This window comes from Parabacteroides sp. APC149_11_2_Y6 (genome assembly GCF_054506995.1).
The window spans coordinates 370658-395457 of sequence record NZ_CP173709.1 but is presented as its reverse complement, the minus strand read 5'-3'; the positions used below and the strand labels follow the sequence as shown (position 1 = coordinate 395457).

Here is a 24800-nt window from a genome sequence, read left to right as displayed (position 1 = left end):
ACAAACATATTCAACGTATAAAACAAAAACAAATAAAGCCATGGAAGAAAAAAAATTAAACGAAAAAGAGAGCCTGGAACTTATCGCCCGAATGATAAACTCCAGTAAAGAAAACATGGAAATAGGCAAAGGCAACTATCTCTTGTTTTGGGGATACTTCACCGCTGCATTATCTATCCTCTTATTTGCCCTGGTTCACTTTACTCAAAACCATATCTGGTCCTGGGGATGGATGCTAATGTTTGCCATGTGGCCGATAATCGCTTATAAACAGAAACAAAAACCGCCGAGGGTGATTACCTATACGGATAAAGTGATTTCCCAGGTATGGCAGGTGATGGGTTGTATGTTTATCCTCACATTCCTGACAACAGGTGCCGTCGAAATAATTTTTGCCAATCATGTGGATTTCATTCTTATGTTGCCTCTGTCTCTGATTTATGCCGGACTCGGCGTTTCGATTACGGGCATTATCGTTCAAGAACGCTGGATGACTTATACACCTTTAGTTGCCTTTGTAGTAGCGATTTATATGCTAACAATGTTCACACTGGATGGTAAAATTACAATTTTGTGGTATCTTTACTTCGGTTTATCGTTCGTGTTTATGATGATTATTCCCGGACATATCGTAAATCATAAAGCCAAGAAACAATGTTTAAAGAATTAGACCCATTACTCCATTCCCAGCTCCGGCTCGCCGTCATGTCCATTCTTCTATCCGTGGAAGAAGCGGAATTTGTCTACCTGAAAGAAAAAACTCAGGCTACCGCCGGCAACCTGAGCGTACAGATAGACAAACTGAACGAGGCGGGCTATATAGAAGTAGAAAAGAGTTTTGTAGGGAAAAAGCCCCGCACGGTCTGCAGGATTACATCTGCCGGGAGAAAGGCTTTCGAGGAATATGTACAGGCACTAAAAAGTTATATCAGAGAGTGAAATTTTTATGAAAACAGAACATGCTTAACAGGTTAGTATCCTTGATTTATAAGCATTTATTCTAAGTACATGAGTAATACTGTGCAAATTGAGAAAATAAACTTATAAAATAGAATCTCACCAACTTCACATCTCACAAAACATCAGGCTTGCATATTCATTAATGGAAAAGTTCAAAAACAAAAAGGCCGTTTCACTCTCGAAACAGCCTTTTTCCATATAAATTATAATCGTATTCTACTTAAATAGCATACAAAGAGCTGATGGACTCCCCACTGCATACACGGCGGATAGCTTCAGCAAACATATCGGCTACAGACAATACTTTTACTTTCTCGCATTTCTTAGCATAAGGTATGGAGTCAGTGAAAATCATTTCAGTCAAAGCAGACTGGTCAACACGTGTAGAAGCAGGGTCTGACATCACTGCATGACTGGCGATAGCACGAACGGACTTCGCTCCGTTTTCCATCATCAGGTTGGCAGCTTTTGTAATTGTTCCAGCCGTGTCCACCATATCATCTACCAGCAAAACATCCAAACCTTCCACATCACCAATGATACGCATTTCTGCTACTTCATTAGCACGCAGACGGGATTTGTGGCAAATTACCATCGGCAAGCCCAGATATTTGGAATAGCTGCTGGCACGTTTTGTACCCCCTACGTCAGGAGTTGCGATACACAAATTATCCAAAGGCAATTCTCCCTTGATATAATCCAGGAACACAGATGAAGCATAAAGGTGGTCAACAGGAACATTGAAGAATCCCTGTATCTGGTCTGCATGCAGGTCCATTGTAATCAAACGGTTGATACCTGCCGTACTCAACATATCTGCGATTAATTTTGCTCCAATGGAAACACGTGGTTTATCCTTTCTGTCCTGACGAGCCCAGCCGAAATAAGGAACAACGGCGATGATAGAATGTGCAGAAGCACGCTTAGCAGCATCGATCATCAGGAGAAGTTCCATCAGATTGTCAGAATTAGGAAATGTGGATTGTACCAGGAATACGTCACGTCCGCGAATTGATTCTTCATAAGATACGGAGAACTCACCATCAGCGAAATGTTGGATATTCATCTGTCCCAGAGGACAACCAAGACTGTTGCAAATTTTCTCTGCAAGATACCGGGAGTTGGTTCCCGAAAACACCAAGAAAGGAGTTTGTGCACTCATTATCCGAATATTTATCTTAAAGTAAATAGATTGATTGTGGGTGCAAAAGTACAAAACTTATTTACAATAATCGCCTTATCATCCGAAAACTTTAAAGTCCGGAAAGATAAGGCGATAACTTTGTATTATTATTCCTTGTAGGTAAACTTCAGCAATTTTCCTGAATATGCAGGAATCACGACCTGATAAGGACAAGCTTCCGTCAGTGTGCTGATATTGGTTTCACCTGTCAACAGGTCAGTCAGCATAGCGGCTTTATTATCATCAAAGCCAAGGGCCGTAAATGCTTCCGCCGGTATTTTAATCCGGACAGCCTGTTCAGCCTTGTCAAAATTGACAACAACCAGCAAGACTTCATTTTTCCATTTACGTAAAAAGACATATTGCCGATGCGGATTGAAATACGGATTACCCTGGTTTGCATACATCAAATCATAAAAAGCTCCTTCTATGATAAGAGGTTCTTTCTTTGCTATATTCAAAAGCTTCTTATAAGTCTCACGCAAAGTTCGTTGCTCCGGAGTCAACTTACCGCCATCAAACGCACCGTCATTAATCCAGTTCCTCAAAGAAGCGAGGCTCCAATAATCAAAAATAGTCGTACGCCCGTCAAGTCCGCTGAAGCCTTCCTCATCCATGCCCGGCTCTCCCAGTTCCTGCCCGCTGTATATCATGACCGGATTTGAATTCATTGTAGCAGCCACTATCATGCCCGGAATACCCGGACGCGGGTCATTAGCAAAAAACAAAGAAGCGATTCGTTGCTCATCATGGTTCTCGAGGAAATTCAGCATATTATGCTGGATACCTTCCAACGATTGCCAACACGCAGATATAGTACTTGCCGGAGCTTGATTACACATGATTGCACGCAATGTATCATACAACCCGACTTTATCATATAAATAATCGAAATGTCCCTGAAAAATATAATTACGGTACTCCGCCGGATTGTAAACCTCGGCAATAAAACAAACATCATGCATTTGCTTTACTTTCGGAATTACCCAGTTCCAGAACTCGACAGGAACCATTTCCGCCATATCACAACGGAAACCGTCCACACCTTTACCAGCCCAGAACAACAGAATATCCAACATCTTCGTCCAAGTATCAGGTATAGGATCGAAATGGCGGGTATGGCCGTTCACATAGTCGATTCCATAATTCAGTTTCACTGTTTCATACCAGTCATTCTTTCCGGGACAAGGATCGAAATGATCGTTTCCGGTTGCTTTTGCAGGAAATTCACTATATTCAAAATCTTCTTCCTGGGCACCAAAATGCAACTGGAGAGGATTTCCCGGTATATAATAGAAATTATTATTAGGATCGAATGCCTTTGACGTATTATCATGCTGTCCCAGATCTTCCACATACGACATACGCACATCCGAATAATATTGGCGTGCCACATGGTTCGGAACAAAATCAATAATCACTTTCAATCCGGAATCATGTGTACGTTTCACCAAATCTTCGAACTCATTCATACGCTTGGTTACATTATCAGCCAGATCAGGGTCTATATCATAATAGTCCTTGATGGCATAAGGAGAACCGGCATGTCCTTTTACAACAGCCGCATGGTCTTTGCGTATCTGATAGGCCGTATAATCTGTAGTTGTTGCATGTTCGATAACGCCGGTATACCAGACATGAGTAATACCCAGCTCTTTGATTTTATTTAATGCCACAGAGGTAAAAGCTGAAAATTTCCCAACTCCGTTATCTGCTATACTTCCGTTTTTTACAAGGGACGACTTTAAATTCCCGAACCAGCGGGGAAAGACCTGGTAAATAACCATTTTATTTGTCTGTTTCATCGCTTTAACTATCAACTTATTAATTATTAAGGGGTGAATTCGGAGCAAAACCGTAATTACTATGGCATCAACGCTTTATTTGTCCTTGCCATAATAGCCTTCACCAATGTTTCATCTTTATTTTCCTGCACAACAACCTCAAACGACCGAAATGCAGCAACATAGCCTACATTGACTATTTTCTCCACATTTTCCAGGTCAAAAGTTTTGAAATCCCCAAATTCTTCAGCTTCAATGAGCACATCGCACATTTCACGGTCTTCCAATGTATTAGCCCGGAACATATAATGGTAAGAACGCTCTGCTATATGAAAAATCGTCTGTTTATATTTTTGCGGTACAAGCGGACTCACATTCACACCTATTACTCTCTCACATTCTTCCCTGATTATCGATACCGGGAAATTATGGAAAAGACCTCCATCCACATAATGTACGCCATTTATCACAACCGGACTAAAAATTATCGGAATACTGCAAGAAGCAGTTACTGCGTCTACGATAGGGCCACTACGAAATTCATGGCTTTCCCCATTATCCAGATCTGTAGCCATTACAACCAAAGGGATTTTCAAATCCTCAATATTTTTAGTCCTTAAATGGCGTTTAAGGAAATAACGAAAACGTTTACTGTCGAACAAACCGGATTTCGGTATTTGCAACTGTGCAAACTCAGAAAACTCACGCCCGGTGAAAAGTTCCTTAATCTCATCCGCAGTATACCCGTCGGCAAAAAGCGCACCCATTAATGAGCCGGCACTTGTTCCAACAATTATATCCGGCGACAAACGGCATTCTTCCAATAATTTAAAAACCCCGATATGAGCAAAACCTTTCGCACCTCCTCCGCTAAGAGCCAATCCTAATTTATAGGTTTTATGGTTCGTTTCTTCCGTCATTTGCGTTTTGTTTCTTTTTATATTGACAAATATGCTGTTTTTTTTAAAATGAAACATTATTATTTCCGAAAAAGTTTCTCTACCTCTTTATTTTTGTTACATTTACGGATAAAGTTCATTATTCCTTAAAGAGCTTTATGTCAAAGTGTTTAAATTTCCATTAATTTTAAATCTCATTGCTATGATTACTACTATTTTTTGGATCATACCGGCAGCCTCCCTGATTGCGCTGGTATTCGCCTGGTTTTTCTTCAGGCAAATGATGAAAGAAAGTGAAGGAACTGAGTTAATGGCTAAAATTGCCTTGCACGTACGAAAAGGAGCCATGTCATACCTGAAGCAGCAGTATAAGGTAGTGGCTTCCGTTTTCCTTGTGCTGGTAATCCTGTTTTCAATCATGGCATATGGTTTTAAAGTCCAAAACGAGTGGGTGCCCGTCGCATTTCTAACCGGTGGTTTCTTCTCGGGATTAGCAGGTTTTTTAGGCATGAAAACGGCTACTTATGCTTCGGCACGCACAGCAAATGCCGCACGTAATTCCCTAAACAGCGGACTACAAATTGCATTCCGTAGCGGTGCTGTTATGGGATTGGTAGTAGTAGGACTCGGATTACTGGATATTTCGTTCTGGTATCTTTTATTGAATGCCTGCATTCCTCCGGAAGCCATGGACCCTACACATAAACTGACTATCATAACGACAACCATGCTTACTTTCGGTATGGGAGCATCCACACAAGCGCTCTTCGCCCGTGTAGGTGGTGGCATCTATACAAAAGCGGCGGATGTCGGAGCAGACCTCGTTGGTAAAGTTGAAGCCGGTATTCCGGAAGACGACCCTCGCAACCCGGCAACCATAGCCGACAACGTAGGTGATAATGTAGGTGATGTAGCCGGCATGGGAGCCGACTTATACGAATCGTATTGCGGTTCTATTCTTGCTACCGCTGCATTGGGAGCTGCGGCATTCGTATCCTCCGGGAATGTGGAAATGCAGTACAAGGCCGTTATCGCACCCATGTTGATTGCAGCCGTTGGTATTATACTCTCAGTCATCGGTATATTTGCCGTCCGTACAAATGAAAATGCCACAATCAAGCAATTATTGAAAGCTCTTTCTATCGGAACAAACCTTAGTTCGGTATTGATAGCTATCTGCACATTCGGTATCCTTTATTTATTAGGACTGGACAACTGGTTCTGGATCAGCTGTTCCGTTATTACCGGATTAATAGTCGGCATTATAATCGGACAAGCTACGGAATATTATACTTCACAATCTTATAAACCGACTCAGCGTGTATCAGCAGCCGGGCTTACAGGCCCTGCTACCGTAATCATTTCCGGACTCGGATTAGGTATGCTGTCTACGGCAATCCCCGTTATTGCTGTTGTTCTCGGAATCATCTGTTCATTCCTGTTTGCTTCCGGATTTGATTTCGGAAATGTTGGTATGGGACTTTACGGAATTGGTATTGCAGCAGTCGGCATGCTTTCTACCTTAGGTATTACTTTGGCTACCGATGCTTACGGGCCTATAGCCGATAATGCCGGAGGTAATGCAGAAATGAGCGGATTAGGCAAAGAAGTACGTAAACGTACGGATGCCCTCGATTCGCTGGGTAACACAACGGCAGCAACAGGCAAAGGCTTCGCCATCGGTTCAGCAGCCCTCACCGGACTTGCTTTATTAGCTTCTTATATAGAAGAAATAAAAATAGGACTAATCCGCTTGGGTGAAACGGTTTTATCCTTCGCCGATGGACGGACTATCGACATAAGCAAAGCTTCTTTCCCGGATTTCATGATTTACTATGATGTAACACTTATGAATCCGAAAGTCCTTTCCGGCATGTTCCTCGGTTCCATGATGGCTTTTATGTTCTGCGGGCTTACCATGAATGCAGTAGGACGCGCGGCAGGCCATATGGTAGAAGAAGTACGCCGTCAATTTAAAGAAATCCCCGGTATCCTGACAGGAAAAGCAGAGCCGGACTATGCACGCTGCGTAGGTATCTCCACCAAAGGAGCCCAAAAGGAAATGATCGTACCATCCCTTCTTGCTATTATCGCCCCGATCGTTACCGGACTGATATTCGGTGTACCGGGAGTTGTCGGTCTGTTAATCGGTGGTTTAAGCACCGGATTTGTCCTTGCTATTTTTATGGCGAATGCCGGTGGCGCATGGGATAACGCTAAGAAACATGTAGAAGAAGGTAACCATGGAGGAAAAGGAAGTGAAACCCACAAAGCAACGGTTGTCGGCGATACCGTTGGCGATCCGTTTAAAGATACTTCCGGCCCGAGCCTCAACATCCTGATCAAGCTGATGAGTATGGTTGCCATCGTAATGGCAGGACTTACGGTTGCATGGAGCTTATTCTAAAAGATATTACATCGCAGGTTTTATCCCTTTCCTTATCAAATATCCATTCATCGGATAAGCAAGGATAAAACCTGCGCACATTGCCAATTGCATAACAAACCAAAATCTCCAATCATTACAAACTAAAGGTTGTGGCAATACGACAAAGAATATGAATGAAGTAAACAGGTACATACCGATTTGCCACACGGTCAGCGACAAAAAATCAATCCGAAACGCTTTTATAAACACCTTGGGTACTGATTGCTGCTTCATCATCGGACGAATTGCCGCATATTGAAAAAAAGCTCCGATAATTAAAGCCAGCAAATAATCCAGCCCCCAGTTCCACCCTATACCCGATAAACCTGCCGCTTCTAAAACACGATGTCCAAAGCTCTCTCCAAAAATATCAGCTAAAGTACACCCTGCTCCACAATGAAAAGTAGATAACATTACCTTTTGCCTAAAACCAGTCGGCTCCATATCCATACTTTTCATATTACCAGACATATTCATATCCGGCATATCCATCGCAGACATATCATCCTCCGGCATATCCATTTGTTTTGCCATGCCTTTAGATGTTTTGCCAAAAGAGAAATAACACCATAAACCAGCCAAGCCGCTCCATAAAGCAGTCAAAGGCCAGACCACATTCATTATAACCATCGGTTGGCTGTGGCGACTGACGTGGAACAGTACTATCACAGCACTTAATAATGCCAGTCCCAAAGAAATAATTGAGATAATAGTAAAAAAAGCCATACGTGTTTCTTTGTTTAATTTATTCAGTTTCAGGAGAGAAACAAATAAAGGTTTCTTTTTGTTTGGCTTATTCCTCTATAGATTCACTCATGATGGTAAGGCTCATTATTCAGTATCGTCATTGCCCTGTAAATCTGCTCTATAAAAATCAAGCGCACCATTTGATGGGAAAAAGTCATCTTACTTAACGATATTTTTTCGGAAGCGGCACCATAAACAGCCTCACTAAACCCATAAGGGCCACCAATGATGAAGACAAGCCTTTTTGGTATTGTATGCATCTTCTTTTCAAGATAAGCGGCAAATTGGAGGGAAGTAAAGTCTTTGCCTTTCTCGTCCAGTAAAACCAGATAATCCCCCGGTTGCAAAAATTTGAGAATCAACTCCCCCTCTTTCTCTTTTTGCTGGATTTCCGACATATTCTTTACGTTCTTTATGTCCGGAATTACCTCCATTTCGAAAGGTATATAATGAACCAAACGTTTCTTATATTCATTAATGGCATCCACAAAATAACCGGCGTCCGTCTTTCCTATTACAATCAGTGCTATCTTCATCCATTCACATTTAGAGATTGAAAGCGCTAAGTTACAGGAAAAAATACATACCTTTGCATCATAATACTAACAAAAAGAGGAGAAAACTTATGAAACGATTATTTCTCACGTTGGCATTGTTTCTTTCATTCCTTAGTGTAATGGCAGCTGATATTATCCCGATATCGAATGCTTTCAAAGGAGGTAATGCCTCTTCGCTTAACGGATCAATGGATACAGAAGTGGATGTAGCTCTCCCGGGTACATCAAAAAAATGTGATGGTAACGAAGCTGTTTCGATTTTAAATGCATTTTTCAATAAAAATAAACCCACCGGGTTTACGGTTGTTCATCATGCAGATAAGAACGATAGTGGTTTCTTTGTAGGAAAGTTGCCTACAGCTTCGGGTGAATACCGTGTAAACATTACTTACCGGGCAGACGGAAACAAAGCAATCATACAATCAATCAGAATAGAATAAAAAAATGGATCAACTAATCGACGACTTAATTAAATTAGCATTTGCAGAAGACATAGGTGACGGCGACCATACAACTTTGTGTTGTATTCCTGAAACAGCTATGGGTAAAAGCCAGTTAATCATCAAGGAAGATGGCGTATTGGCTGGTGTGGAAATGGCAAAACGTATTTTCCATTACTTCGACCCGGAACTGAAAATGAACATTTTCATCCATGACGGAACTGAAGTTAAAAAAGGCGATATTGCTTTCACCGTAGAAGGAAAAGTCCAATCATTATTACAGACCGAACGTTTGATGCTGAATGTCATGCAGCGCATGAGCGGTATTGCTACAACTACCCGCAAATATGTGAAAGCGCTGGAAGGTACAAAAACGCATGTTTTAGATACCCGTAAGACGACTCCGGGCATGCGTATGCTCGAAAAAGAAGCGGTTAAGATTGGCGGAGGAGTGAACCATCGCATCGGTCTTTTCGATATGATTTTGCTGAAAGATAATCACGTTGATTTTGCCGGAGGTATCGAACAGGCGATTACACGTGCTCAGAACTACCTGAAAGAAAAAGGTAAAAACCTGAAAATAGAAATTGAAGTCCGCAACTTCGATGAGTTACAGCAAGCCATGAATGTGGGAGGTATCGACCGCATCATGTTAGATAACTTCAATGTCGAAAATACAAAGAAAGCAGTCGAGATGATTGGTGGACGTTTTGAAACAGAATCATCCGGCGGTATCACTTTCGACACCTTACGCGATTATGCTGAATGTGGAGTTGACTACATTTCGGTAGGTGCACTGACTCATTCGGTTAAGAGCTTGGACATGAGCTTAAAGGCGTGTTGAAACAGGTGACAGTTGACAAGTGACAGTTGACAGTTAGGCTGGAAGATATGGCCGGGCTATAATATTACAAAATGTTCGTCTTTAAGGAAAAGACATAACAAATTTACAAAATAAAGCCTTTTATGCTGACCTAAGCAATCAGCATAAAAGGCTTTTTAGGATAAATAGGGCTGCTTTATCGGAGTAAAAAGGACTTTTATGGGAAAATCCGGTAACTTTTTACATTTACTCGGAGGGTAATTTCAATTAGTAGCGGTACTAATTCCAACTATCTGCGCATAAAAATCCAATAATCTGCGCGGCAAAACACCTGTATTTTAACTTTAAAACATATATGTTTCGATTTCAAAGCATATATGTTTCATTTTTAGACGCTATTTGGCAGGGACGCAGATCCAGAATGGTTAGAAAACCGAACCTTACACAGATATCAAATAGATTGTTATTTTTCGAAAAACGCAACAATATTATTAGGCACGGATTTCACGGATGACACGGATTAATACATTTTCTATCTTTATTAATCCGTGTCATCCGTGAAATCCGTGCCTAATAAATCAATTTTCATCCTATATCAATTAGCAAGCATTTTACCTTCCACATCTACAAATCGACAAATACAAACCTCACGAGAATCGCATATTTGCAACGCATCCCGTGCCTATACCCATACAAGCCGCATATCGGCAGGTTATTTTGTCATTTTGTCAAAATGACAAAATCCCACCAATTGTCACCTGTCAACTGTCACTTGTCACCTGTTTCGTTTCTTACTTGTAAATCAGAAATATCGTGGGTTTCTTTCCCAAGTCGGGCACTTTCCCCGCCCATTCTTTCACCGGACGGGTATGGATATATTCATCTTCACAGGTTATATTTGAAGCTATACACATCTTTGTTGAAGGGCGGCAGGTACGAATTAATTCTTCTGCCAACTTATTATTCCGGTAAGGAGTTTCTATAAAAAGCTGTGTCTGGTTTTCCGAATAGATACGTCCCTCCAGCTTCTTTATTACATTCGTTCGCTCTGAAGCATCTATTGGCAAGTAACCGTGGAAAGCAAAGCTCTGTCCGTTGAAACCAGAAGCCATTACCGACATCAATATAGATGAAGGTCCGACCAACGGAACTACCGGATAGTTCTTCTTTTGTGCGATAGCTACAACATCAGCTCCCGGGTCGGCAACTGCCGGACAACCGGCTTCTGAAATAACACCGACACTTTCTCCTTTTGCCAACGGCTGCAAGTAACCGGCAACCATTTCCGGAGAGGTATGTTTATTCAATTCATAAAAGGTAAGTTCATCTATCACAATAGAAGGTTCCGTCTTTTTCAGGAAACGGCGTGCAGTACGCACATTCTCTACAATGAAATGCTTGATAGATAATATGACTTCACGGTTATATTCCGGAAGTACTCTCCGATGTTCGGTTTCGCCCAAGGTTACCGGTATAAGGTATAAAGATGCTTGCATTTGATTAAGTTTCCGGCAAAAGTAATACTTTTACCGGAAAGGACATAAAATAAAGGTTGCGCCAACACCGGATTATATTCCTGTTAACGCAACCTTATCTGGACAATTCCATTAAAAACCCTCTAAACTGTTACTCTACTATCTTAATCGGTACTTTAATTTTTACATCATAAAGATACAATCCTTTTCCATTGTCTTCTTGAGGAGTTGTATTCCACGTCATAAACAACATCGTCTCTTTACCCTCTTCTGTTTCTTCGCCAGGTTTGATTCCTATACCACGAATATTCATAATACATTTAAACAACGGCTTAGCATCTTCATCAATATTCATAGTTAAATAAAGTATCAAATCCGGAGAATCTATGCGCTTTCCCCATATAGTCCGATGCAAATTCTTGTTAAAATCCTCCGTTATACCTAATTTATCCAACCATTCCTTCAGATTTTTCTGCAATAAGTTTCCATTAGCCTTTAATTCAGAAGCCGATACAACCAGCGGTTCCACAATTTCCGACTTATAATAACTAATTTCCACATCCTCCTCTTTAGTTGTCCCTGCCACATCGGTTAATTTTACTCCCACGGACGAAGAAACAGAAAAATCTTCCGATTGCTCAAAAGTAGTCCATTTATCATGGGTAGTAGGTGTTAATGTGATGTAAGCTCTGGTCGAACCACTTTCTACTGCGAATATATCAGGCTCACCGGGAGTTACATCTACCTGAGCTATCAAACTCCGGTCGTATTCCCAGAATTTCCCGGCATCGTTCTTATAATAATTGGCATCCAGCAATATCTGATAGGGTAATATGTCCCCAGATGCAGCACCACGATAGGTCTGTCCTTTTGAATAACCAATAACCAGGCCTTCATCTATCGTTGGAAAAATCTGCGCATTTACCTTTGTTGAAGAAGAAATAAGCCTTTTCTGTCCGGTTGCATCCGTATAGTTCAAGACAAGGAAAAAGCTCGACTTATTCATAAAGTTCGCTTCCCCTTTTGTTTTAACAGTCAGGACCCACTGTCCGTCCAGAACTTCTCCTGCTTCATTCTTATCGGCTTCCAATGCTACACATTCGTAATATCCGGAAGGAGTTACATAAGAGGCTTTGGAAATTGGTATCAGTTCACCAAACTCCGGCGTATATTGCAAATACGTATCGCTTTCAATAAAATCCAATTCGATATTCTCTTTTGTCAATTCAATGCCGGTCGGGTTAATTCGGAAATAGATTTCAAACTCCTCTCCTTTAACCACCTTATGGACTGAATCTTCCAACAGAACCAATCCCGACGGTACCGGTTTCTGCAAAGCATCCACATCGTCTTTCAATCCTTTTGTACAGGATGCCAAGACAACCATTATAAATAAAAATAGACCTAAAAGATTTTTCATTGCTTATTTTTTCGAAGCAGAAATACCAAACGAACCGTAATCAACCCCATCGATACGTAAAAAAACCGTTGCAGAGTATGAGAATTTAGAATCTCCCGGAGCAAAATCTTTCCCCGTTACGCCATCTTTCAACTTACAAGACATAATCCATTTCCCGTCAGCAGAAGTATCCCTTTTTACTGATGTTGCCACTGATGGTGGCATAAAAAGAGTATTTTCAATCGATCCACTTCCAACAAAATTAACATTCCCCGAATACACCAATACGGCAGAAGAAGCATCATAATCAGAAGGAGATACCAGAAAAGGTATTTCCAATTCGTACTTGTCATCAAAAGTAAAAGAGGTACCGGATATTGTCACTTTCACCGGATTTTCCTGGGGATCATCTTTACTACATCCATTAAGCGTAAGAATCGCCATCAGACACAATCCTACAATAGAAATCAACTTCGTTTTCATATAGTTGTTATTTTAAATAAATATTCAAAACCGGGTGTTTCCGCAAATATATAAAAAAGCTCCGAAACTTGAACATTAAGAATAAGAACATCGTGTTAAAACCTGATTATCATCAAGATATTCATTATTTAAACCATCCGGAATGATAAATTTGTACTATACTATTCAACTTTACAGGCCGGGATTATGTATTTTTGCAGACAGAAAACAAAAACAGATGGCACTTCCTACAGATTTTATCACCCGTACACGCGCCTTGTTAGGTTCGGAATATGAACAATTTGAAACAGCTTTACAGGCAGATGTGCCTGTAAGTGTCCGTATTAACCAGGCTAAAGGGACAATTCCTCCTGCAAATGGCAAGCCGGTAGCATGGAGCCATACAGGTTATTATCTTCCTGAACGTTTGTCCTTCACTTTCGACCCCCTGTTTCATGCCGGGGCCTATTATGTACAGGAAGCATCTTCCATGTTTTTAGAACAGGCTATACAACAATACGTTTCTGCCCCGGTGAAATGTCTCGATTTATGTGCAGCTCCCGGAGGAAAATCCACCCATTTGTTAAGCTTACTTCCTAAAGACAGTCTTTTGGTTAGCAACGAAGTCATTCGTAGCCGCAGTTACATCTTATCGGAAAATATTGCCAAATGGGGAAATCCGAACCATATCGTTGTCAACAACGATCCGGAAGAAATCGGAGGCCTGACCCATATGTTTGATGTAATCGTCACCGACGTCCCCTGCTCCGGTGAAGGAATGTTCCGTAAAGATACTGACAGCACAGGAGAGTGGAGTATTGCAAATGTAAATTTATGCGCCGCCCGAAGCCGCCGTATCATCCATGATATATGGAATGCGCTCAAACCAGGCGGCATACTGATATACAGTACTTGTACTTACAATACAGAAGAAGACGAAGAAAACATACATTATATTACAGAAGAACTGGGAGCAGAAGTATTGCCGGTCTCTATAAAAGACGAATGGCAAATCACCGGAGCTTTACGCTTCGATTTTCCGGTCTATCGATTCTTTCCTCATAAAACCAAAGGAGAAGGTTTTTTTCTTGCAGTCCTCCGTAAAGAAGAAGGGGAAGTGGAAGAAATACGTATCAAATCCAAAGGGAAAAAAGAAAAAGGGAAAACAGCCCTTCCTATTCCCCAAGAAGCATTCGGATTTCTTTCGGATATAAATTCATTTACGCTCGGATGGAAAGAGAATTTTATTCAGGCATATCCGAAGATTTACCCGGAAGTATTTGCCTTATGTGAAGAACGGCTAAAGGTTCTCTCCTCCGGTATCTGCCTTGGAGAGCTCAAAGGAAAAGATTTAGTTCCAACCCAGGGACTTGCCTTAAGTACCGAACTTAATCCGGATGTATTTCCTTCTATAGAACTTGAATGGGAAGATGCTATCAAATATCTGAGAAAAGAAGCCTTTCCTTTACACGAAAACACAAGAAAAGGATATGTATTGCTTCGCTATAAAGGTTTTCCTTTAGGCTTTGTGAAAAATCTGGGAAACCGGGCAAACAATTTATACCCTCAGGAATGGCGGATACGAAGTGGGTATCTACCGGAAACCATCCGGTTATTCGAATAAAAAGTAACTGTATATACATAAAAATAGCCCCGGTTAGGTACTAAATCATGACCGGGGCTATTCGTTTTTAATTATAGAAGATTACTATTATTTTGTTCCTTCTTCATTTAATGTACAGATGCTGACACGGTTCCAATCCGGTTCAGAGAACATGTCACCCACGCCCTGGCCTTCTGCTGTGATACGTGTTGCTGCGATACGATACTTTTTCGTCAACAAATTTTTAACCGCATCGGCACGTTGCTGTGCAATTCTGGCATTTACATCAGCATTACCTTCCGGTGAAGCAAAGCCTCTGATGGAAACAGTAGATTCCGGATGGCTCTTCATATAAGTAGCAATACGTTCTACGTTAGGCAACTGTGATGCATCTACAGTAGTTCTTCCCTGACCAAAAGTAACGACAGATTCCAGGGTCTGGCTCGTCTTTGTTACAGTTGTTGTCACAGTTTTCACTTCCGGCTCACGGTTACGACAGTCGTTCAATGCAGCTTCCAGTTCATTGATTCTATCGTTGGCAGCATTTACGTTGTTTTTTTCTTGATCCAGTTCTGAACGCAATGAATTAATCTTACCGTTTAATCCATCAACTTCAGCCTGATCGTACTCTCTGCCTAATGTCATGTAGCGAGAACCATTACTGCCTTTAAAGTGATAAGTAACTCCGGCTAATAATTCCACTGCACCATTGTTAGAGTTAAAATAACCACCGACATGTCTGTCATCCTCTAATTTGTATAAGAAAGCAGGTTTAAAAGCAACAGTCCATGCTTTCTGCTCACCCAAATTGAAGTTGAAATTGAAACCGAATTTACTGGAAATGAAGTTACCATCGCCAATACCATTTACATAAGAATGAAGCCAACCTGCACCCAACACAGTTTCTACCTCGAATAAACGGGGAGCACCTTTATAGCCACAAATCAAGTTGTTCATATTTACTCTACCGAGGACACTTACATTTGAATGGTCAAAAGCTGTACTACTTGAACTTGTGTTAACACTCCACATACCTTGTAAACCTAAACCGAACACCGGTGTCAATTGCTTGCTTACTTCAACCCCCATTGTAGTACGCATGTCCTTGAAAAAAGAAGTGTGGACACTTAAAGGAGATACTGCACCTGCGTTGATACCAACAGACCAATTGTCTGTAAACTTGCTGCCCTTAATTAATTCCTGGGCACTTGTAGTTGTCCATGTAACAATACATAGAGCTACTAAAGCTAAAATTTTCCTCATTTTATATATCTCTATTTTAAACGGGCGCAAAGATATGGTTTTCCAACAAACAAAAAAACATTTTTATCTATTTCTTAACAATGACATTCTCTTTCTAAAAAGGACAAAATAAATGCACACAAGCCTTAACTAAATTAACTTACTGAAAACCAAATCACTTTATAGCCTCCGTTTTCTTCTTCAAATATTCATAAATTTCCAACTGGGCACGTACTTTTACAGGATTATTATCAGATTTGAAATTATTATGCAGGTTCTCGTCTATCCGGCAAGCTTTCACATTATCCTGCAATTGCAGGTTCAGAATATGGACAATATCCTGTTTGATCTCCGGAACAAGAATAGGAAATGCCGTTTCAATGCGCCGGCTCAGGTTGCGCCTCATCCAGTCGGCAGAAGTCAGATATAAATCTTCCGCTCCGTCATTATAAAAATACCAGATACGGGAATGCTCCAGAAACATATCCACAATACGGGTAATACGGATATTGGCACTATAAGGCTGATCCGGTACCAGACAACAAATACCTCGTACAATCAAATCTATTTCCACTCCGTTCTCACTGGCATTATATAATTCTTCTATCATATTCTGATCGTGAAGTCCGTTCATCTTCAGAATGATACGTCCTTTCTTTCCTGCTTTTACATGTTCGATTTCCCGGCGTATCATGCGAATCAGTTCCGGTACCATGTTGAAACGGGCAACTAACAGATGATGGAATGTCGGCTCCGACATCTTTCCTTCCAATACGGCAAACACTTTGTTTATATCTGTTATTATTTCAGCATTTGAAGTAAGAAGTGCCATATCCGAATAAATACGCGCAGTCTTCTCATTAAAATTGCCGGTGCTGAGATATGCAAAATCACGCCGCTTTGCCCCCTCTTCCGTATCTTTACGAAGTATAACAGCTACTTTGGCATGTACCTTTAAGCCCGGAATACTGTAAATAATCCGTATACCAGCCTGTTCCATCCGCTCTGCCGTACTCATATTATTTTCTTCGTCAAAACGGGCTTTCAACTCCACGAAAACCGTTACTTTCTTTCCATTTTGGGCAGCGCTGACAAGTGTATTAATAACTGCTGAATTTTCTGCTACACGATATTGGGTAATCTTTATTTCAGCCACCTTCGGATCGAAAGCTGCCTCCATCAGCAAACGAAGTAAATAGTCAAACGAATGATAAGGGAAATGCAGGAATACATCCCTTTTCTTTATGGCACGGAACATGGAACCCATTTCATCCAGATACGGAATACGCATCGGTGAAGGTACAGGACGTTCCAATTCCTTTCCTTTCGGATTTGGCAATTTTATCAAGTCCTGCAAATTATTATATCTTCCCCCCAACACCAAATCGTCCGATGTAATGCCGAATGCACTGCATACAAAAGCAAGAAAATCTTCCGGCATGGAGCTATCATACATGAAACGGCTGAGTGCGCCTATTTTCCGCTTCTTTACCTTCTTGCGGATATTCTCCACAATATTTTCACGCTTCTCATCGTCTAAATAGATATCAGCATCCCTGGATATTTTTATACTGTAGCAACCTTTGACTATATACCCCGGAAAAACGCTGGATAAGTTGGCACGTATCATATCATCTATAAACATAATATAAAACTTACCTTCATGAGGCGGCAGCTCGATAAAACGAGGCACCTTCGCATAAGGTATCTTCATCAATGCATAATGATATTCCGGGACAAAACCGGGTTCCGACAAGTGTTTGCTTTTCTTTATCATGCGAATAACCAGATATAGGCGGCGATCGCGTATGAAAGTCCGGATATCGCCCGCCTGTATCATCACGGGAGAAAGGAAAGGAAAAATCTCTTCATTAAAATAATTACGGACAAACTCTTCATGGAATGGTTCCGGTGCACTATCCTGATAAAGATAAATATTCTGCCGGTTTAATTCCGGTAAAACTTTTTCTGAAAAAATACGATAATATTCCCTTTGTTGCCGGTTCACCTCATGGGTTATTTCGGCCAAAGTTTGTTCCGCCTCCGCCCCACTCTCGTCGGTATAATTCTTTTTCATAATGACTCCACGATGCTCAGCCACCCGTATTTCATAAAACTCTTCAAGATTTGATGAATAGATAGAAAGGAATTTTATCCGTTCGTACACAGGCAATGTATCATCTTCAGCTTCCAGCAGAACACGATAATTAAAGGAGAGCCAACTTATATCACGCTTAAAGTATTTATGCGAATTATTCATCGTATTTTTCACTTAGGTGCGTAAATATAAATACTTTTGCAGAATAAAAAAATTGTTATGCTTAAAATAGGACTTCTTTCGGATACCCACGCCTGGTGGGATGATAAATATGCGGAATACTTTTCAACATGTGACGAAATATGGCATGCCGGAGATATCGGTTCCGACTTGGTTGCAGCCAAATTAGCAGCACTGAAACCGCTTCGCGCCGTATATGGAAATATCGACGGACAATCCCTCCGTATCCAATATCCGGAGATTGCCCATTTCAAAGTGGAAGAGGTAGAGGTTATGATGGCACATATAGGAGGTTATCCGGGACGTTATAATCCGGCAATCAGGGAAGACCTGTATAATACACGTCCCAATCTTTTCATAGCGGGACATTCACATATACTGAAAGTTTGTTATGACAGGAGCCTGAATTGCTTATATATGAATCCGGGAGCAGCAGGAAAAAGCGGATTCCACCAGGTCCGTACCTTGCTACGTTTTGTTATCGACGGACAACAGATAAAGGACCTGGAGGTTATTGAATTAGGACACAGATAGGCGCATTTTCCGGTATTTATTTCTAAGAACAATCCACACAGCAGAAATTCTCAGCAAGTAATATTGTATTTTGGAGATAAGGAAATTCCTGCTCAAAATACTCACTAAAAATACCGGAATCCATATTTTCCTCTATCTGCTTTGAAGTCCACAATTTTCCTTCCGGCTGTTTAAAGCGCTCCATATCTTCTTCCGTACGAATACAGATTACATAAAGGCTAACCAGATGTTTTACCTTTTCATTCTCGAATGTATACCGGACCAGAAACCGGGGATTTACCTCTTTCTTTCCATCCGGATCGCCTATAGCCTCACGTACCGTACTTTCTAATGTATGACGAAACAGGACATAACTTGTAAAAGGATAGTCTATCATATCCGGCGATACAAAAGCAGCCTTGTTACGCTTTACCAGATACAGTTTCCCTTCATAAACCACAGCGATGCGTACTACAGGATGATAATATTTTTTAGGCAGAGAACGGCTTACCGAACGTGCTATGCATCCTATCACTTTTCCTCCGTCATTTAAAACAGGCAACCACATCTCCTTCCGCAGACTGCCTCTCATCATATAAATACGTATCTGTTCATATATAATAAGAAGCAAACCGATCAAGACACCCAATTCCCTATACAAAAAGCGGTCCATACGGACACTTTGCATTGTTTCCGGCAAAATACTATATACCAATATAATAAATAGATGAAGAGTATAGAGATTCTGCACCAACTGCGCGACAAAGAAAAATTCATTTAACGTTGTACGCATCAAAGTACGCTTGTAGTTCGGATGTTCGGATGTCCGGATAGCCCGCAAAACACTCCTTTTGGCAAATCCCAAAATAGCCAACACAAAAACCAGCAATACTTCCGTAATCAACGGAGAGTATATAAATAATACCGGTTCGAGCCGAAGACACAAAAATATAGAATAGAGCACTAATGTTGCAGCCGACGGCAACAACAAAAACTGATAGACCTTGTCCTTCTTCAACACCTGAAATAAAAAAATACAAACGAAACAAAATGCTACTCCGATGATAAAGGATAATAAATAAGAGATATAATTATCCAGAAACATAAAAAGCAGCAATGGCACCAGCCCCACGGCTTGATTATCCAGGCTTCTTTTAACTTTATTCATTTCCATTCCCCGTTTTTCCCTTTACTACATAACAATACATAAGAGGGAAATGTTCTTACCTAATTTATACATGTTTCTCCGCATGATAGGATGAGCGAACCAAAGGGGCGCTTTCCACTTTCTTAAACCCTTTCTCCAATGCTTCTATTCTATAGATTTCAAACTGTTCAGGCGTAATATATGCAGATACCGGAATATTTTTCCGGCTGGGTTGTAAATACTGTCCGATAGTCAATACCGATACTCCTGCTGCCAATACATCATCCATTAGTTCATGTACTTCTTCCGGAGTTTCCCCCAAACCGACCATGATACCGGTTTTGGCAGTAACACCACCTTCCGCGATACGTTTCAAAACCGATAGGCTAACATCGTATTTTGCTGCACTACGAACTAAAGGTGTAATACGGCGAACCGTTTCCATATTATGCGAAATAATTTCCGGTGCGGCATTTACTACTTTATCCACCAGTTCCAGCCGCCCCTGAAAATCAGGAATCAGGACTTCCACTGTTGTTCCCGGATTTACTTCTTTTATGGAACGGATCGTATCCACCCAGTGCTGTGCACCCAAATCCGGCAAATCATCCCTGTCTACAGAAGTGATTACTGCATGTTTCAAATTCATCAGACGGATACTTTCTGCCACATTCGCCGGCTCCTTGGGGTCCAATGGAAGCGGCTTACCCGTTAATGTATTACAAAAACGGCATGAGCGTGTACATATATCACCCCCAATCATAAATGTTGCCGTTCCCCGGCTCCAGCATTCACCCATATTCGGGCATTTTCCACTGGTACATATTGTATGCAGGCAATGAGACTCTACAATACTTTTCGTCTTTGTAAACTGCTCATTACCACCAAGCCGGATTTTCAGCCAATCCGGCTTTCTCAAGTGTTCTGACATTATAAATTTTTAAATAAGAAATTAGACATTGCAGTATATAAATGATAGCGGGTATTGCCACCGTAGATACTGTGATTCTTGTCCTTATAAACCAACATTTGATATTGTTTGTTAGCCTCAACCAGTGAAGCTACATAATCCATTGTCTGTTGGAAATGAACATTATCATCGGCAGTTCCATGAACAATCAGCAATTCTCCCTGTAAATTCTTTGCCAGGCGAATCGGAGAGGTTGCTGCATACCCTTCAAAGTTTTCCTGCGGAGTACGCATATAACGTTCCGTATATACCGAATCATAATATTTCCAATCGGTCGGCGGTGCGACGGCAATACCTGCCTTAAAAGTGCCGTTGCCTACACTTAAAGCCATTAATGTGTTATATCCACCGAAACTCCATCCCCAGATAGCAATATTGTTTTTGTCTACATAGGGTAATTTACCCAATGCCTGTGCCGCTTCCACCTGGTCTCTGGATTCGAGGTCTCCCATCCGCAGATAAGTACATTTACGGAAAGCTTCTCCACGTGCACCGGTACCACGACCGTCCACACTAACGACCAAGATGCCATTAGCTGCCAGATAATGTTCCCAATCAAATCCATATTTATCCAATACCTGTTGTGAATTAGGGCCACTATATTGCACCATCAGCACCGGATACTTTTTAGACGGGTCAAAATTGGCAGGTTTAACAATCCATGCATTCAGTTCGATATCTGATGCCGTATGAACAGTAAAAAACTCTTTTTTCCCATATGAATAACCAGCCAACTTTTCTATCAAACGGGCATTATCCTGTAATACCCGTAATACTTTATTCGATTTGGTTTCATTTACCGTAATCTTTACCGGAGTATTGGCATTCGAATAATTATTTACATAATAAGCGAAATTGCTGCTAAATGTGGCATTGTTCGTTCCTTCCTGCTTAGAAAGCTTCGTTTTTACGCCTTTAGCATCTATTTTGTAGATAGCACGACGCATCGGGCTCTCTTCAGCTGATTCATAATAAACAGTTTTTGTCGCCTCATCGTAGCCCAATAAATTCGTCACATCCCAGTTACCCTTAGTTACCTGACGCTGCATTACTCCTGTCGGAGAATACAGGTATACATGGGAATACCCATCCTGCTCACTCACATAAGTAAATCCGGAATTTGTAAAATGGATAGAGTTCAACCAATCCGGTTCAATATATGCTTTATTTTCATCACGAAGAATTAAACGGAATACACCGCTCTTCGGATTTGCATAATACATATTGAATATATTCTGGTGACGGTTCAATGTCATTACAGCCAACTGGTCCGGATTATTGGTAAATACGATTCTCGGGATATAACAATCTTCCGGGGAAGGTATCTTCAATGTTTTGGTATCTTTAGTTGCAACACTATACGAATGTAGGGTTACCGCCGAGTTTTTCTGACCGGCTTTCGGATATTTATAATCATAAAATCCTGGATACAACCCACTGCCAAACGTTTGCATATGATATACGGGCACTTCCGACTCATCGAAGCGTACAAATGCCAGATATTCACTGTCTGGTGACCATGACATCAGGTTGGTTACGGCAAATTCTTCTTCATATACCCAGTCCGTAATACCGTTTAATATCTTATTCAATTCCCCATCTTTAGTGACCTGGACTTCCGTGTCATAATCGAACTTACGTATCCAGATATTATTGTCTGCCACATAAGCACACATACGCCCGTCCGGCGAGAACGTCGGTATCATCTGTTTACTTTTGGAATCGGATATCGGTTTTACATAATTACGACGTACATCATAATCATATACATTTGCTTTAAATGAACGGCGGTAGATAGGTTCCGTATCGCGCCACACCAGAATATGATGCCCGGTACTGCTGATTTCATACCCTTCGAAATCATCAAACGTACATTCACGTGCTTTGGAGGCATTAAACAATGTATCTACAGGATTTCCGGTACGGTAAGAATACTTGATAATCATATTCCGCTCTTTATTCATGGCTGTATAATGCTCGCCATCCGGTAAAGAACGCATCTCGCCAACATCTGTCACCTGACGGAATTGCCCGTCTGTTATCTCCTTTAAATTAACACGTTTACTTCCGTTCTGAGCGGAAAGACCGCCAACCAGCAAACACGAAAGCAAAACACCAAACCCCAATCGTCTCATGTATACTTTTATTTATCTTAATACTTCTGTGTTGAATAGGATACAAAGGTAGTATTTTCTTGCTTTATTCAGTAGCAATATGCTTACTATTAAAGGATATTTGTGTAGTTTACAGGAAGACACATAGCATTTTATCAAATTATTAACCACCACACCTTGGGCTTTAACCATTATAAATTACCTTTGCATATATGCAAAACAACAAACCATACCGGGATTTCGGGAACTTTTTAAAAGAACTGTTTCCTTTTAAAGTCCAGAAAATATCAATCAATGCCGGCTTTACCTGCCCCAACCGGGACGGTACGAAAGGCTTTGGCGGATGCACCTATTGCAATAACCAGACATTCAGCCCCGAATATTGCCATACGGAGAAAAGCGTAACGGAGCAACTGGAAGAAGGCGTCCGTTTCTTCTCCCAAAAATATCCGGACATGAAATATCTTGCATACTTCCAGGCGTACACTAATACGTATGATGAACTTGAAAAGCTCATTGCCAAATATGAAGAAGCCCTCTCTTATCAGGATATTGCCGGTTTGATAGTAGGTACCCGCCCGGACTGCATGCCTGACGATTTATTGGATTATTTCGCCAAGCTGGCCGAGAAGAAATTCGTTCTGATAGAATACGGATTAGAAAGCACACTCGACCGTACATTGGAACGCATTAACAGAGGGCATACACATGCTGAATCGGAAGATGCTATCCGGCGGACAGCCGGAAAGGGTATTTATACCGGTGCCCATCTTATCTTAGGCCTTCCGGGAGAAAGCCGCGAAGAAATATTACACCATGCAGACATATTATCCACTTTGCCTCTAACTACATTAAAACTGCATCAGTTGCAACTGATAAAGAACACCCGTATGGCAAAAGAGCAGACAGAGCACCCGGAATGGTTCCATCTTTACACGGCAGATGAATATATTGAATTAGTTATTGACTTTATAGAACGATTAAACCCCTCCATTGTGGTAGAGAGGTTTGTATCGCAATCCCCCAAAGAGTTGCTGATAGCACCGGACTGGGGGCTTAAGAATTACGAGTTCACTGCCAAGGTAAACAAGCGCATTTTCGAAAGGAACGCCCGACAAGGACGCTTATTCACTTCTTCTCTTCTTTCTTAGGAGCTAACTCGCCCTGAAAAGAAATGCTCTGCTTATTCGTCGGTGAAACATTGATGTAAGCGGAACCACCCGGGTATATCTGTATACTGAAACGGTACCGGTCATCATCAGTCCGGGTAACAAACTTGATATTTGCAACTCCTTTTTTGTCGTAAGTACATTCGTACTCTGCAATTGGTTTTTCAAAACGTAACCCGTCTCCACCACCATAAGGAACCGAATATGCCCTTCCGTAATAAGGCAGGTAAGAGATTGCAGAATCGCCCTTCAACTCAAATGAATAGCTGCTGGTCAGGTTGACCGAGTTGCCACCCATCGGCAAGGCACGATTCACATCAATAGTGAATTGCTTACTATCTATCATCTCTTTTACTTCCGCTCCCAATTGCTCTTTTCCGCTCTTATTATTCTGAGCAAAAAGGGATTGCCCTCCAAATAGAAGGACAATACCCATTAGAATTAATAATCTGACGTTCTTCATATAATCTTAAAACTAAACACTTACAATACTAATATCTACTTCTATATTAATAAGACGCATCTAAGGGCAGAAATGTTGACACGAAAGCTGTTAATTTAACACAAAAAAAGCTTGACTCTGATATAGTACAGAATCAAGCCCCTA

General features: G+C 41.1%; 22 protein-coding genes. 8 read left to right on the top strand and 14 right to left on the bottom strand.

What is annotated here, in order from left to right; genetic code table 11:
* Positions 1-40 precede the first annotated feature (40 nt).
* Positions 41-670 (top strand): hypothetical protein, encoded by a 630-nt coding sequence (locus tag ACGE0T_RS01665; RefSeq protein WP_459190394.1) that lies wholly within the window; start codon positions 41-43, stop codon positions 668-670.
* The gene (locus ACGE0T_RS01660) at positions 655-939 is read left to right on the top strand and encodes a winged helix-turn-helix domain-containing protein (RefSeq protein WP_459188826.1); all 285 of its coding nucleotides are present in this window, start codon (positions 655-657) and stop codon (positions 937-939) included. The genes ACGE0T_RS01665 and ACGE0T_RS01660 overlap by 16 nt, the downstream gene beginning before the upstream one ends.
* A 241-nt stretch (positions 940-1180) precedes the next feature.
* Here the strand turns inward: ACGE0T_RS01660 and ACGE0T_RS01655 are convergent, their stop codons facing one another.
* The 3 genes from ACGE0T_RS01655 to ACGE0T_RS01645 all read right to left on the bottom strand — a co-directional run bounded on the left by ACGE0T_RS01655 (position 1181) and on the right by ACGE0T_RS01645 (position 4847).
* Positions 1181-2122, bottom strand: coding sequence for a ribose-phosphate pyrophosphokinase (locus ACGE0T_RS01655; RefSeq protein ID WP_459188825.1), 942 nt, complete (start codon positions 2120-2122; stop codon positions 1181-1183).
* Positions 2123-2250: 128 nt separating this feature from the next.
* Positions 2251-3948 (bottom strand): alpha-amylase family protein, encoded by a 1698-nt coding sequence (locus tag ACGE0T_RS01650; RefSeq protein WP_459188824.1) that lies wholly within the window; start codon positions 3946-3948, stop codon positions 2251-2253.
* A 59-nt stretch (positions 3949-4007) separates the two neighbouring features.
* Positions 4008-4847: a patatin-like phospholipase family protein gene (locus ACGE0T_RS01645; protein ID WP_459188823.1), complete on the bottom strand. Its 840-nt coding sequence runs from the start codon at positions 4845-4847 to the stop codon at positions 4008-4010.
* A gap of 181 nt (positions 4848-5028) precedes the next feature.
* Here ACGE0T_RS01645 and ACGE0T_RS01640 point away from each other — a divergent pair, with 181 nt between their 5' ends.
* The gene (locus ACGE0T_RS01640) at positions 5029-7233 is read left to right on the top strand and encodes a sodium-translocating pyrophosphatase (protein ID WP_459188822.1); all 2205 of its coding nucleotides are present in this window, start codon (positions 5029-5031) and stop codon (positions 7231-7233) included.
* A gap of 6 nt (positions 7234-7239) precedes the next feature.
* Here the strand turns inward: ACGE0T_RS01640 and ACGE0T_RS01635 are convergent, their stop codons facing one another.
* Both ACGE0T_RS01635 and rlmH read right to left on the bottom strand, forming a co-directional pair.
* On the bottom strand, positions 7240-7980 hold the full coding sequence (locus ACGE0T_RS01635; protein ID WP_459188821.1) for a DUF4396 domain-containing protein: 741 nt from the start codon (positions 7978-7980) through the stop codon (positions 7240-7242).
* Between the two features lie 83 nt (positions 7981-8063).
* Positions 8064-8537: a 23S rRNA (pseudouridine(1915)-N(3))-methyltransferase RlmH gene (rlmH, locus tag ACGE0T_RS01630; protein ID WP_459188820.1), complete on the bottom strand. Its 474-nt coding sequence runs from the start codon at positions 8535-8537 to the stop codon at positions 8064-8066.
* A gap of 89 nt (positions 8538-8626) precedes the next feature.
* On the opposite strand from rlmH, the gene ACGE0T_RS01625 reads away from it, so the two are divergent.
* Together ACGE0T_RS01625 and nadC are read left to right on the top strand one after the other, a co-directional pair.
* Positions 8627-8998, top strand: coding sequence for a DUF4783 domain-containing protein (locus ACGE0T_RS01625; protein ID WP_459188819.1), 372 nt, complete (start codon positions 8627-8629; stop codon positions 8996-8998).
* A 4-nt stretch (positions 8999-9002) separates the two neighbouring features.
* Complete coding sequence (gene nadC / locus ACGE0T_RS01620) at positions 9003-9842, top strand: carboxylating nicotinate-nucleotide diphosphorylase (RefSeq protein ID WP_459188818.1); 840 nt, start codon at positions 9003-9005, stop codon at positions 9840-9842.
* A 770-nt stretch (positions 9843-10612) separates the two neighbouring features.
* On the opposite strand, the gene ACGE0T_RS01615 is transcribed toward nadC, so the two are convergent.
* The 3 genes from ACGE0T_RS01615 to ACGE0T_RS01605 form a co-directional block, all read right to left on the bottom strand.
* A complete protein-coding gene (locus ACGE0T_RS01615) occupies positions 10613-11317 on the bottom strand; it encodes an SAM-dependent methyltransferase (RefSeq protein ID WP_459188817.1) in 705 nt (234 codons plus the stop codon).
* A gap of 130 nt (positions 11318-11447) precedes the next feature.
* Positions 11448-12716 carry a hypothetical protein gene (locus tag ACGE0T_RS01610; RefSeq protein ID WP_459188816.1) on the bottom strand — a complete coding sequence of 423 codons (1269 nt, stop codon included), beginning with the start codon at positions 12714-12716 and terminating at the stop codon, positions 11448-11450.
* 3 nt (positions 12717-12719) lie between these two features.
* Positions 12720-13178 carry a hypothetical protein gene (locus ACGE0T_RS01605; RefSeq protein ID WP_459188815.1) on the bottom strand — a complete coding sequence of 153 codons (459 nt, stop codon included), beginning with the start codon at positions 13176-13178 and terminating at the stop codon, positions 12720-12722.
* A 217-nt stretch (positions 13179-13395) separates the two neighbouring features.
* Between ACGE0T_RS01605 and ACGE0T_RS01600 the strand changes: the two genes are divergently transcribed.
* Positions 13396-14781 carry a methyltransferase RsmF C-terminal domain-like protein gene (locus tag ACGE0T_RS01600; protein ID WP_459188814.1) on the top strand — a complete coding sequence of 462 codons (1386 nt, stop codon included), beginning with the start codon at positions 13396-13398 and terminating at the stop codon, positions 14779-14781.
* Between the two features lie 87 nt (positions 14782-14868).
* Here ACGE0T_RS01600 and ACGE0T_RS01595 read toward each other — a convergent pair whose 3' ends face one another.
* The gene (locus ACGE0T_RS01595; RefSeq protein WP_459188813.1) at positions 14869-16023 is read right to left on the bottom strand and encodes an OmpA family protein; all 1155 of its coding nucleotides are present in this window, start codon (positions 16021-16023) and stop codon (positions 14869-14871) included.
* Between the two features lie 154 nt (positions 16024-16177).
* Positions 16178-18262, bottom strand: coding sequence for an RNA degradosome polyphosphate kinase (locus ACGE0T_RS01590; RefSeq protein WP_459188812.1), 2085 nt, complete (start codon positions 18260-18262; stop codon positions 16178-16180).
* Between the two features lie 57 nt (positions 18263-18319).
* On the opposite strand from ACGE0T_RS01590, the gene ACGE0T_RS01585 reads away from it, so the two are divergent.
* On the top strand, positions 18320-18814 hold the full coding sequence (locus tag ACGE0T_RS01585; protein ID WP_459188811.1) for a metallophosphoesterase family protein: 495 nt from the start codon (positions 18320-18322) through the stop codon (positions 18812-18814).
* A gap of 22 nt (positions 18815-18836) precedes the next feature.
* Here ACGE0T_RS01585 and ACGE0T_RS01580 read toward each other — a convergent pair whose 3' ends face one another.
* From ACGE0T_RS01580 to ACGE0T_RS01570, 3 genes are all read right to left on the bottom strand, one after another.
* Positions 18837-19961 (bottom strand): hypothetical protein, encoded by a 1125-nt coding sequence (locus ACGE0T_RS01580; protein ID WP_459188810.1) that lies wholly within the window; start codon positions 19959-19961, stop codon positions 18837-18839.
* A 64-nt stretch (positions 19962-20025) separates the two neighbouring features.
* Positions 20026-20871 carry a lipoyl synthase gene (gene lipA / locus ACGE0T_RS01575; RefSeq protein WP_459188809.1) on the bottom strand — a complete coding sequence of 282 codons (846 nt, stop codon included), beginning with the start codon at positions 20869-20871 and terminating at the stop codon, positions 20026-20028.
* A complete protein-coding gene (locus ACGE0T_RS01570) occupies positions 20871-23045 on the bottom strand; it encodes a S9 family peptidase (RefSeq protein ID WP_459188808.1) in 2175 nt (724 codons plus the stop codon). The genes lipA and ACGE0T_RS01570 overlap by 1 nt, the downstream gene beginning before the upstream one ends.
* Before the next feature lie 191 nt (positions 23046-23236).
* On the opposite strand from ACGE0T_RS01570, the gene ACGE0T_RS01565 reads away from it, so the two are divergent.
* Complete coding sequence (locus tag ACGE0T_RS01565; RefSeq protein WP_459188807.1) at positions 23237-24175, top strand: TIGR01212 family radical SAM protein; 939 nt, start codon at positions 23237-23239, stop codon at positions 24173-24175.
* On the opposite strand, the gene ACGE0T_RS01560 is transcribed toward ACGE0T_RS01565, so the two are convergent.
* Positions 24153-24656 carry a DUF4251 domain-containing protein gene (locus ACGE0T_RS01560; protein WP_459188806.1) on the bottom strand — a complete coding sequence of 168 codons (504 nt, stop codon included), beginning with the start codon at positions 24654-24656 and terminating at the stop codon, positions 24153-24155. The two genes, ACGE0T_RS01565 and ACGE0T_RS01560, sit on opposite strands and share 23 nt — an antisense overlap.
* Positions 24657-24800: the final 144 nt, after the last annotated feature.